Origin of the sequence: Mesorhizobium sp. M6A.T.Ce.TU.002.03.1.1 (assembly GCF_003997275.1) — a bacterium.
Lineage (GTDB): Bacteria > Pseudomonadota > Alphaproteobacteria > Rhizobiales > Rhizobiaceae > Mesorhizobium > Mesorhizobium mediterraneum.
In genome coordinates this window covers 1-11,731 of the sequence record NZ_RZTI01000020.1, presented here as the reverse complement: position 1 = coordinate 11,731, position 11,731 = coordinate 1, and the positions used below count along the sequence as shown (strand labels likewise).

Sequence of the window (11,731 nt, the reverse complement as noted above, 5' to 3'; positions counted from 1 at the left end):
GAACCAGTTACCAAACACGGCGCTGACCGGCGGCATCGCAACTTCGGGCCTCAGACGTCGCGCGGCGAAGACTATGACCAGAAGGCCCAGAACCCGGGCAATGACGTTGTTGGCCGTCATCCAGCCGCCATTGAGGAAATAAGTCGTCATTCAATCGATGCGACGTGCGTGGGCGCCAGGAACCGTATGACCTTGCAAGGCACGCCGGCGGCCAGGCAATCCGGCGGGATGTCGGAAGTGACGACGCTTCCCGCCGCGATGACGGTGCGCGCGCCAATCATTACCCCCTTCAGGACGGTAACGCCCGCGCCCAGCCAAACATCATCTTCGATAACTATCGGCGCGGTTTTGCACGGCATGCCCTCGCGCCGCCGCATAAAGTCTACTGGATGGAAATCTGTGTCATATATATTGCAATTTGCTCCTATAAGTACATTATTTCCAATCGAAATCGACTCTGAGCAGAATATCGCTGCTCCCGATATCCCAGTATTATTACCGATCGTCAGTGTTGCTCCCTGCCCAGCCACCAACTGTGTTGGGTGGTTGATACCGGCCCGATTAAAACGAGAGCTGTTTACGATTGTGACGTTCTCACCAATACGAATTCGACCCCGCGCGCTTAATCCCAATGGGCCAAGTACCACAAAGCCTTTTGGCAAAGGGACCCTGCGGATGCGCAGTTGCAGGCGAACTCTCACAGACCAGTAGAAACGGCATATTATGTTATACAGATGTCCAATTCGTGCGATCATCTGTTCTCTAACAGTTTGTCATAGACTGACATTGTCTTTTCGACACCCGTCTTGCTGCAAAAGTTTGCCTTAGCAAACTCGAGCGAGGCACGCCCCATTTCCGTTCGCTTATCACTATTGCACAAGTCATTAACAGCAGACACAAAGGTATTTGGCTCTTCCCAACTGAACACAGCGCCTGTGTGACCGTCCCTCACTAATTCAACCAAATGTGGAACGTTGGCGACCAAGCCCGGCTTTCCTAACGCGGCACCTTCGAACACACTTCTCGCACTGTGAGGCTCTGTGAAGGGAGCGACCATTACATCCGAAGCCAACATCAAGGGAACCGGATCTTCTACGAAATCCACTGCGACACATCGGGGGCTCCGTCCTGCAGCTTCGTACGCAGCCAAAGCGTAGCCGGTCTTGCTTTTTGGGAATCCGGCAACAACAAATCGAGCAGACGGATGCAACTTTTGCGCGTTCTCGTCGATCAACTTCACTAACTCCAGGGGGCCATTTGACGGAGCAACACGAGCCAAGAATAAGAAAACGATATCGTCAGCATTCCAAGCCTGCATGCGCCTATATTTTTCACCGGATTCAGGATCGGAGTGAAATGCTTCGTCGTCGACGAAATTGTACACAACTGTCCCATCTGCATCTTTGCTTCCGAGCGTCCGCAAACCAGCTTCGTCAATGCTAATAAAGGCATTCACGTGCCTCCTATTAAGGCTGGCCAGCGCTCGGCCCCACCTATTGGAGAGCAGAGGCTCGCGTACATGAGCGATCACCGGCAATTTTGGCGCCGCCATGTGCGCCCCGGCGGCGGCGGCCACTAGACAGGTTGAATTCAGATGCACCAGATCGGGACGAACATCATTAACTAGACGCTTTGCACACCTTACAGTGAGTGGATAGGAAGCGATCGCATAGGCGCGATCTTTTAATGCGTCATTGCGGGCTACTGAGGACCCATTGAACGGCCGTATATCTCTCTCTTCGATGACCTCGGCACCAGCTTCACGAAATAAGGCCTTTACCGCACCATTACCCTCCCGCTTAGGCATAGCTACGATTGGCTGGAATCGCTCGCGATCAAGCCCCTGGATGAGCAAGGAAAGGCTCCGTGGCGCGCCACCCAAGCCCGTCGCATGATGAAAATACAGAACTTTCTTCACTATCGGATACACTCGGAACCGACCACACTTTCGAACCACGCCTTGCAGGCACCCGAAACTGACTGCCAGCGGTACTTGAGGAATATGTGCCTGCGGGTCAAAGGGCCGCTCGGATCTTCTGAATAAAATCAGACCGCCAGCTACCGACGATTTCGCCCAGCCGAACCGCTTTGTCGGACCGACTGTCCGCGACCTTCTCGGATCGATTGGCTGCGGCCGTTGCTATATTGGCGGCAGCGTCACGGGTGTCGCCGTAAATTAGACAGACCGGCGCAACTGCACCTTCTTGTGCGTATTTCTCAAGGTGCGAGCCTTTGCGGATGATCGGACGTGCCCCCAATTGTACGCTTCGTCCGAATATGCCGGAGGCCTGGTCGTAGTCGGGCTCGTAGCAGCACCAGGCGAAATCGCAGGTCTTGTAAAGGCTCAGAAGTTCGTCGTCGGACACGAAACGGTCGACCACCATTCCGCCAGTAGAAATCAGCCGAGCACAATCCCGGCCAGAGGCCGGATCGACGCGGCCGGCAGCCACCACAAAGACATCTTTCGCGAGATCTGGATGGTCGGAGAGGATGTTGACTAAGAATTCGAAGCCCTTCGACTTTCTCACGCTGCCCAGGAAGCACAAAATCGCGCGTCCACCGGCCGCGGCCAACACGTCGCGTGACAGTTGAGACGTTTCGATGGACATCGCGCGGTCATGCATGTCCCACATCTGAGGGTCGTGTACCCATCCGTACGCGACCTGGGCAAATCGACGATCAAATGTGAACGGCAAAATCGTAAAGAGCGACAGGCGAGGCAAATATCGCAAGCACCGGAAAGCCCATCTCTTGAGGCGATAGACGAGCCTCCCGCTCTCGAAACATTGGGACGGCCTGAGAAAAAGCCCAACCGTGCGCCGTCCGATCAGCGATCTTGTCAACGCAACTGCTATAAAACCAGCGTAGTCATCGTCTATGGTGGCGAACAGGAGGTGGCGGGCCCGAACGAGGTCAAGCCACAATCGAGGTCCAATGCGTCCCATTACCGGCTCAAGGTCAAACAGGCTGGCAAAGAGACCCTGGTAGAATTGGCGGTGACCATCGGGCGCAAACACGTGAACGCGATCTCGCCTCACCCCTGCGCCGGCCTTCGCGGCATCAGTTGCCGAAACCACTATTCAGCTTGCTCCGTGCCGGCTTTGCTTGGCAGTGCTGGCACCCTTGACGCCGAAGAACTGCCCAATCTTCCGCATCGGCTTCGCAACAAGCGCGTAGTCGACAGGGCCTGATCCGAGCCAACGGCGGCGGGAGCGCAGCGCTTCCAGATTGTGCCCGATATGGGAACGGAAACTCCTTGTGCTTGCCCCCCCAACCATCATGTCGACAAGGACCTGATCCATTGTAGCGAGCCTAAATCCATGAAGCTCGACGGCCCGCAGCATCCAGTCGTAGTCGGAGGAGACTTTGAGCGCCAGATCGAACGACCCGACCTTTTCGGCAACGCCACGCCGAACATAGAAGGTCGGGTGAGCAGGCATCCAGCCCGAACGAAACCCATCTCGAGGTCTTGGTTCTGCCCGCCAGCGGCGAACCACCCGCTTGCTGTCGTGGTTTTCCACGAAGTCGAGATGGCCGTGGACGATATCGGCGTCAGCGAGCGCCACGCTGATCTTGCCAAGCACAGACCGGTCGTGAAACGCGTCGTCCGCATTGAGGGCCCCGATCGCCTCGCCGCTGCAAAGCGCAAGCCCCTTGTTCAGAGCGTCATACATGCCTCGGTCCGGCTCGCTGACGATCTGCAGTTGTTTGTCCCCATAGGAACGAATGATCGAGAGCGTTTCGTCGGTCGACGCTCCATCGACGACGACCAGTTCCTTGTCCTCATGATCTTGGGCAAAAAAACTGTCAAGCGTATGCCTGATCGTTGCTGCGGAATTCCGGCAGACCGTCAAAACCGAGATTTTCATGTCGACCAGGCCCAAAGTCGCTTACTGCGCCGCAACGCGAATGCGATCCTCGTCCAGGCGCCGGTGCTCCGATTCCCGCTTTACCGTTTCAAGGTCGGACTGAACCATTTCCTGAACCATCGCGTCGAGCGAGGTTGTTGCCCTCCACCCGAGAACGCGCTCCGCTTTCGAGGCGTCGCCGATCAGAAGCTCTACTTCAGTCGGCCTGAAATAGCGCGGATCCACCTCGATCAGGACAGCGCCTGATTTTGCATCTACGCCTTTTTCATCAATCCCGGAACCAACCCACTCGATCTCGGTCCCGACCTCATTGAATGCTAGCTCGACAAAGCGGCGGACCGAATTCTTTACGCCGGTTGCAAGGACGTAGTCGTCTGGCACGTCATGCTGAAGAATTCTCCACATGCCTTCGACGTAGTCGCGAGCGTGCCCCCAATCACGTTCAGCCGACAGATTGCCGAGGTAGAGCTTGTCCTGAAGGCCGAGGCTGATCGCGGCAGCCGCGCGCGTGATCTTGCGGGTAACGAACGTCTCGCCGCGCATCGGGCTCTCGTGATTGAACAGTATGCCGTTGGAGGCATGGATATCGTAAGCTTCGCGGTAGTTCACGGTTATCCAGTAGGCATATATCTTTGCCGCCGCATAAGGCGAGCGCGGATAGAAGGGCGTCGTTTCCTTTTGTGGGATCTCCTGCACCTTACCATAGAGTTCGGAAGTCGATGCCTGATAGAAACGCGTCTTTTTTGTCAGGCCAAGCAGCCGGATGGCTTCCAGAAGGCGTAGCGTACCTATCGCGTCGGCATTCGCCGTATATTCCGCAGTCTCGAAGCTTACCTGGACATGCGATTGTGCGGCGAGATTGTAGATCTCGTCTGGCTGCACTTCCTGGACGATGCGGATGAGGTTGGTCGCGTCGGTCATATCACCATAGTGAAGCGACAGCCTTACGTTCTTTTCGTGCGGATCCTGGTAGAGATTATCGATGCGACCGGTGTTGAACGACGAGGAACGCCGCTTGATGCCGTGGACATCGTAGCCCTTTGCCAGGAGCAGTTCCGCCAGATAGGCGCCATCTTGGCCGGTGATACCGGTAATCAACGCAGTTTTTCGGCTCATTTCGTTCCCTTCGGCAGCTGTAGAAACACAACCATGGCGTTCTTCAGTCAATCGGTGCAGCGTTCGACTGGTGGAACCAGACTGAATTCAACCTGGCTATTATCGGGATCCAAACCCACTTAGCATCGTTTTTAGGGTCCTTAGCACAATAACGATATCGAGCCATGGCGAGAAATTCTTGATGTAATAGAAATCATAGTGCAGCTTCTCGATCTCGTCGTCGTCGTCAGACACATATCCCTGATTCACCTGGGCCCACCCGGAAATTCCTGGACGAACGATATTTCGGTAGCGATAGAACGGCAGCGCCATCGAATAATGAGAAGACAACACCGTCGCTTCGGGGCGGGGCCCAATCCAGCTCATCTCCGAGCGAACGATATTTATCAACTGCGGCAGTTCGTCAATTCGGCTCCTGCGAAGGAAGCGGCCGAGCCGGGTAACCCTGGTATCGCCCGGCCTGGTGACGGCGAGACTGCGAACGTTTGCCGCTTCAGGCGCGCTAACTGTCATCGTCCGAAACTTATAGACCGTAAATGATTTTCCGCCGTAGCCTAGGCGCTCCTGGCGAAATATGGCGGGCCCAGGAGATTCCAGCCTGATCATCAGCGCAATCAACAACAAGAACGGCGCCAGCATAATCAGGGCCAACAGCGCGCAAACCCAGTCGATCACCTGCTTGATCTTGATATAGGCCTGGTTGGGATTAAGCGAACCCAACGTGTTTTCGGACAAATGCTCGATTTCGACGCGACCCGTCAGCGATTCACTGATCTGCTTGACGTGATAGACAGGAACGCCTGCGAGAGCCTGATCGGCGATGTAGCGCTCCCAATCGTCGGATAGCTCGGCACGAAGGTCGGCAACGACTCCGCTCACGCGGTCAATGACCGTCTCGGGGGAGCGGAGCCAATGCCAATTCACGCCGCCAATCTCTTCAAGACGACTGACAGCCCCGCCTGGAACCACGGCGAGACTGTACGGATCCAGGCGCCGGCTCAGGATACTCAAACCGAAATACCAGAAGATTGACAGCGTCAAACTGCCGGCTGCCTGGAAAGCGCTATAGTCAATTCGGAACAGGAAAATCGCCAAATATACAAGTCCGTAGGAAAGCGCAAAAGTCGGCATAATATAACCAGCGGCCGCGACGCCAGGCAGATTTATTATTCGGCGAAAGAAAAAAAATCCCGAAGTATGCGCGACTATTCCGGCGAAAATCGTAATCTGAACGTTTGAGTAATATAATATATTTTGACCTACCAGCATCCTAACCAGCGCAGGAGTCAGAATCGCAAAAGCCAATCCACCGAGAAGTTGAAATCTAATCCGGTGTAGCAGGTGCCGTTGGTTTTGCGGCTTTATGATGGGCGCATTCAATTCAGAGTGCTCTCTAATGGGTTCCCGAGAAACGGCCAGAAAACGTTAGGCATTCCACGCGAAATGCAGAAATTGTCAGGCTCCGTGCCCACGCGCGCAAGGCAACCTTTCGTTCCATCGGAATGCTTAGGCTCCAACAATGGCTACCGCACTCCCGGGTGAAACCCGAGAGCCGACTTTCCAACAGTCTACACCGCATGACCGAGCGACAATTGCGGTTATGCGATCGCGACGAGTTCCCTTGAATCCATGTCAATAGGGATCTCGCCATTCATGATGGCAACCAGAACCCGGGCTCTTCCAGCTGGATCGAGTCGGTCAAGGCGGCCGATCATCTCCGCGAAAGGACCTGAAAGAATCCGAACCGATGCGCCCGCAACGAGGCCTCCGCTGAAATCAAGCAGGCCGTCCCTGCCAGTCAGAGCTATGAACCGCTCCACCAACCCCGACGGGACTGGCAATGGCCGTTCGCCCTGCATGATGAGTGAGCGCACGCCGAACGTTCCATTGACCGAGCGCCACCGCTGCAGCGCGACATCGAGGGAGATGAACATATACCCTGGAAAATAGGCCGCCGGTCGCGTCTCGATGCGCCGGGCATGACGTGTGGTCTTCTCGCAGCGAGGCGTAAACGGGTGAAACCCCTGCACCCGGAGATGCCGTTCGGCGACGTCTTCTTTTCCCGGAAATACGCTGGCGGCATACCAGCGTGCGGCGGTGCCGGTTGCGGGCCGTTGCAACGATACAGTCGCCTTAACAGTTATTTTTTCCGGGCTAATCACACGTCTCGCTCTCGGCGGTTTTCGGCATGGCTGACGGCAAGGGTTACGACAGCGTGAAGATACCAGCAAGCAACCATCTCGCGAGAATCAAGCTTGGTCGAAAAAGTCCTGTTAATTGTCCACTAACTTTGGCTGCACCTAAAAGTCATCGAGCCGCTTTCTTTTTTAGCTATCCAGCAGGGTATCGAGCAATTGCGTCGATATGTAGCTGCTTGGTTACGCTGACTCGCGGCGAACCGCTGGCACTTCTGGTCCTTAATCGGTCGATTTGAACATAGTGTGACGGTTATCGTTAGCAAAGCGTTACCGACCACTTGGCGGCGGCCTGCTTTGACGAGAACTCGCGGCCAGGCCGTCGCTGAAACAGGACCACGCAATCACAGGCCTGTGGTTGCGTGGACTCGATCAGTGCCGCGCCCGATCTATCGACCAGAGTTCAGGAGCGTTTGAGCAGCGACCAGACGGCTGGCACTAGGCTCGCCGCCAGGGCGACCTTGATCAGGTCGCCGACGATGAAGGGCACAACACCGAACTGCCATGATTTTTCCGGGCCGATGAGCAGCGCCAGCCAGGCAAAACCCATCGCCATCATGATGATTTCGGCAACCAGAATCGCATTGAAGAGCTTGACCGGATGGCGATCCCAGCCGCGATCGGCGGCCCAGCCGACGATCGCGGCCATGACCACGAAGCCGGCAAGATAGCCGCCGGTCGAGCCGAGCATGTAGGCGATGCCGATGCCCTTTTCCGGCGTGCCCTGGAAGACTGGGAAGCCCATGGCGCCCTCCGCCATGTAAAGAAGCAGCGTGGCGACGCCGAGGCGCATGCCGAATGCTGCGGCGATCAGAAAGACGGCTAAAGTTTGCATCGAGATGTCGACCGGCCCGAGCAAAACCCTCGTCTTGGCCGACAAGGTCAGCACCAGCGTTCCAACGATCGCAAGCAAAAGCTGGGTCATTAGCCGGGTCGCGCCCTTTTCAGGCAAAGCGAGAGAAACAAGCGGGCGCATCGTCGTTACAATTGCCATGGTCTTCCCCATTTCGGACTGCCGCAGAGCGCGGCCTTGCGTTTTCCTATATTGGCTTCCGTGTTATGCGGCAATCAGTTTTGCCCTCCCCCCAATAAAGGTCACGACATTCACCATGGCGCTGGAATTCGACACACGCTTCGACCCGTCCTACGGCCACAGCGTGACCGTAGCGCCCGACGTGCTTCGGATTACCGCCAAAAACCCCAGCCGGTTCACCTTTTACGGCACCAACAGCTACATCGTCGGGCGCAAGACGCTGGCGGTGATCGATCCGGGACCGGATGACGACGCGCACCTCAAGACACTGATCGAGGTGATCGGAGACAGGCCGGTCAGCCACATTTTTGTCAGCCACACGCATCGCGACCATTCTCCGCTGGCAGCGCGGCTGAAGCAGCATACCGGCGCAATTGTCCTGGCCGAAGGCCCGCATCGCCCGGCGAGGCCGCTGCGCATAGGCGAGGTCAATCCGCTCGACGCCAGCGCCGACATCGCCTTTGCTCCCGACATCACACTGCCCGACGATGAAGTCGTCAACGGCGACGGCTGGGCGATCAGAACAGTGCTGACGCCAGGTCATGCCGCCAATCACGCGGCTTTTGCGCTGGAAGGAACCGGTGTCCTGTTCTCGGCCGATCACGTAATGGCCTGGGCGACCACCATCGTTGCGCCGCCGGATGGCGCGATGGCCGACTATATGGCCTCGCTGGATCGGCTGATCGAGCGCGACGATCGCCTGCTGCTGCCCGGTCATGGCGGGCCGGTGACCGCGCCGCGCAGTTTCATGCACGAGTTGAAGACGCATCGCAGGATGCGCGAACAAGCGATCCTCGAACGGATCAGAAGCGGCGACCGGACGATCAAGGACATGGTCATGGCTATCTATAGCAATACAGATCCGCGCCTTCATGGCGCTGCCGGACTGTCCGTGCTTGCCCATCTGGAGGACCTGGTGGCGCGCGGCCTGGTGAGCACCGACGGCGACCCGGCGATCGACGGCATTTTCGCGCCCGTTGCGTAGGCGCTACTCGGTCGGGGCCGTGCCGACCTGGCCGGCGACCTCCTGATCCAGTTCGGCCAGGAAATCCACGACGCGAACTGCATTGTCGCCAAGGTCGTAGCGGCCGTAACGCGACGCCGAACGCATGTCGACAATGATCGCATCGCCATCGTCGGTCACACGGACAGCGACGTCGGCGGGAAGGCTGAGGATGAAGCTCTTGGCCAGGGCGTTGATCGTCACCTCGCTTTGCCCGATCGCGCGGGGAAACGGCGCCGTAAGCTGCCAATCCCGCCGATCGAGCACGGTTTCGACTGCTTCCAGGACGCGATCGAACGGCAGATTGTAGCTGCGTCCGGTGACAAGCGGATAGGTCTCGGTCTGCAGGCGCTGCTCGCCCGGGGTCGGTGGCGAAAGCGCGTTCATATCCCCGGTCCGGGTGCTGGTGTCGAGCATCGGCGGATCGTCGAAATCCGTCGAGATGTCCCTGAGCGGCGTGTAAGTCGCTGCCCAGTAGGCAGCAATGCCAAAAGGAGCAAGCACCAGCAGTGCCAGCAACGTGCCGACGGTGAGATCGCGACCGCCACGGTCGCCGAAATTCCACAGTCTCGAAAAGGCAAATCCGGCGAACAGCAAGGCAAAAGCAGCAAGCAACGCGACAATGCCAAGCACCCAGAGGAAAGCCGGCGTTTCAACCAGGCCATATCGATGGCCGATAAGAACGGTCAGTAGCAGGACCGCCGAAAAAGCGCCTGTGCGCCGCGACCAGCCGGCCACCTTCGACGTCTGTCGCTCGGGAGTTTCCATTATCCGCACTGCCCCAACCCGAACGGGCGTTTAGAGCCCTTTAGCGGCGGCTTGAAGGCGAAAGACGTCATCTCCGTCAATCCGTCGGCAGGCGATAGTCCCTGAATTGCTGGCGCAGGGTGGTCTTCTGGATCTTGCCGGTGGCGGTGTGGGGAATTTCGCCGACGAAGGCGACGTCGTCCGGCATCCACCACTTCGCCACCTTGCCGTTCATGAAAGCGAGAATATCCGTCTTGGTCGGCTCCCGGCCCGGCTTGCGGACGACGACAAGCAAGGGCCGTTCGCCCCATTTCGAATGTTGGATGCCGATCGCGGCTGCCTCCGCCACATCCGGATGGCCGACCGCGAGATTCTCGAGCTCGATCGTCGAAATCCATTCACCGCCCGATTTGATGACGTCCTTGGCGCGATCGGTGATCTGCATATAGCCGCCCGGGTCGATATGGGCGACGTCACCGGTATCGAACCAGCCTTCTTGATCGAACTGTTCGGATCCGACGCCGCCATAATAGGCGCGCGCGACTGCCGGTCCGCGGACCTTCAAGCGCCCGAATGTCTTGCCGTCCCATGGCTGCTCCTTATTGTCGTCGTCCGTCACCTTCATTTCGACACCGAACGGCGGATAGCCCTGCTTGCTCTGGACGTCGAGCCGGGCTTCGCCCTCGAGCCCGGCACAGCCCGGCTTCATGGTGCACAGGGTGCCGAGCGGCGACATCTCGGTCATGCCCCATGCATGGATGACCTCAACATCGTAATTGTCCTGGAACTTCGCCGTGATCGCGCGCGGGCAGGACGAGCCGCCGATGACGACCCTCTTCAGATAAGGAAGGTTCTTGCCGGTCTCCTCAAGATGCTGGAGCAGCATCAGCCACACTGTCGGCACGGCGGCGCTGAACGTCACCTTTTCGGTGTCGAGCAACTCATAGATCGAGGCGCCGTCCATCTTGCAGCCAGGCATGACCAGCTTGGCGCCGATCATCGGGCCACTCTGGCCAAGGCCCCAGGCGTTGGCGTGGAACATCGGCACGACCGGCAGTATGGTATCGCGCGACGAGAGGCCCATGGCGTCGGGCATCGCGGCGATCATCGCGTGCAGCACGTTCGAGCGATGGCTGTAAAGGACGCCTTTCGGATCGCCTGTCGTGCCCGAGGTGTAGCACATGCCAGCGGCGGTGTTTTCATCGAACGTCTTCCAGGCGAAGGCGCCATCGGCTTCGTCAAGCCACTCCTCATAGGCAACGACGTTCGGCAGCGCCGTTTGCGGCATATGCGCCTTTTCGGTCAGCACGATCACCTTTCTCAGCGATTTGACCGCGCCGGCGATCTTCTCAAGCAGCGGCACGAATGTCAGATCGACGAAGATCGCCTTGTCTTCGGCATTGTTCATGATCCAGACGATCTGCTCGGGAAACAGGCGCGGATTGAGCGTGTGATAGATCGCGCCGACACCCATGATGCCGTACCAGGCTTCGACGTGGCGCGCCGTATTCCAGGCCAATGTGGCGATGCGGTCGCCAAGCCCAAAACCGTCTCGCTCGAGCCGCTGCGCGGCTTTCAAGGCGCGGCGCCGTATTTCGGCGTAAGTGGTCCGGACGATAGGGCCTTCGATCGAACGCGACACGATCTCGCGTTCGCCGTGCTGCCTGGCTGCATTGTCGATGAGCTTGTGGCAAAGCAGCGGCCATTCCTGCATCAGTCCGAGCATTTTTTCCTCCCATTGGTTTTTCGTTCCATTGTGGGGCGAACC

11 protein-coding genes are annotated in these 11,731 nt (G+C 57.8%); 1 reads left to right on the top strand and 10 read right to left on the bottom strand.

Features of this window, described 5'->3' with window-relative positions:
- Window positions 1-146 precede the first annotated feature (146 nt).
- From EOC93_RS09035 to EOC93_RS09000, 8 genes are all read right to left on the bottom strand, one after another.
- Window positions 147-755 (bottom strand): DapH/DapD/GlmU-related protein, encoded by a 609-nt coding sequence (locus EOC93_RS09035; RefSeq protein WP_095486136.1) that lies wholly within the window; start codon window positions 753-755, stop codon window positions 147-149.
- Entirely contained in the window at window positions 752-1,918 is a 1,167-nt protein-coding gene (locus EOC93_RS09030) for a glycosyltransferase family 4 protein (protein WP_281033124.1), read from the bottom strand. Before EOC93_RS09030 ends, EOC93_RS09035 begins: the two co-directional genes overlap by 4 nt.
- A 97-nt stretch (window positions 1,919-2,015) precedes the next feature.
- The gene (locus EOC93_RS09025) at window positions 2,016-3,017 is read right to left on the bottom strand and encodes a hypothetical protein (RefSeq protein WP_095486138.1); all 1,002 of its coding nucleotides are present in this window, start codon (window positions 3,015-3,017) and stop codon (window positions 2,016-2,018) included.
- Window positions 3,018-3,080: 63 nt separating this feature from the next.
- Window positions 3,081-3,869, bottom strand: coding sequence for a glycosyltransferase family 2 protein (locus EOC93_RS09020; RefSeq protein WP_127204425.1), 789 nt, complete (start codon window positions 3,867-3,869; stop codon window positions 3,081-3,083).
- Window positions 3,870-3,890: 21 nt separating this feature from the next.
- Window positions 3,891-4,985 carry a GDP-mannose 4,6-dehydratase gene (gene gmd / locus EOC93_RS09015; RefSeq protein WP_095486140.1) on the bottom strand — a complete coding sequence of 365 codons (1,095 nt, stop codon included), beginning with the start codon at window positions 4,983-4,985 and terminating at the stop codon, window positions 3,891-3,893.
- A 99-nt stretch (window positions 4,986-5,084) separates the two neighbouring features.
- A complete protein-coding gene (locus tag EOC93_RS09010) occupies window positions 5,085-6,080 on the bottom strand; it encodes a sugar transferase (protein WP_245329911.1) in 996 nt (331 codons plus the stop codon).
- Window positions 6,081-6,583: 503 nt separating this feature from the next.
- Complete coding sequence (locus EOC93_RS09005) at window positions 6,584-7,105, bottom strand: transcription termination/antitermination NusG family protein (RefSeq protein ID WP_164759088.1); 522 nt, start codon at window positions 7,103-7,105, stop codon at window positions 6,584-6,586.
- Window positions 7,106-7,583: 478 nt separating this feature from the next.
- Entirely contained in the window at window positions 7,584-8,174 is a 591-nt protein-coding gene (locus EOC93_RS09000) for a biotin transporter BioY (protein ID WP_095486142.1), read from the bottom strand.
- Window positions 8,175-8,289: 115 nt separating this feature from the next.
- On the opposite strand from EOC93_RS09000, the gene EOC93_RS08995 reads away from it, so the two are divergent.
- Complete coding sequence (locus EOC93_RS08995; RefSeq protein ID WP_095486143.1) at window positions 8,290-9,198, top strand: MBL fold metallo-hydrolase; 909 nt, start codon at window positions 8,290-8,292, stop codon at window positions 9,196-9,198.
- Window positions 9,199-9,201: 3 nt separating this feature from the next.
- Here the strand turns inward: EOC93_RS08995 and EOC93_RS08990 are convergent, their stop codons facing one another.
- Complete coding sequence (locus tag EOC93_RS08990; protein WP_164759087.1) at window positions 9,202-9,984, bottom strand: DUF1499 domain-containing protein; 783 nt, start codon at window positions 9,982-9,984, stop codon at window positions 9,202-9,204.
- Window positions 9,985-10,060: 76 nt separating this feature from the next.
- Window positions 10,061-11,689: a fatty-acid--CoA ligase gene (locus tag EOC93_RS08985; RefSeq protein ID WP_126103200.1), complete on the bottom strand. Its 1,629-nt coding sequence runs from the start codon at window positions 11,687-11,689 to the stop codon at window positions 10,061-10,063.
- Window positions 11,690-11,731: the final 42 nt, after the last annotated feature.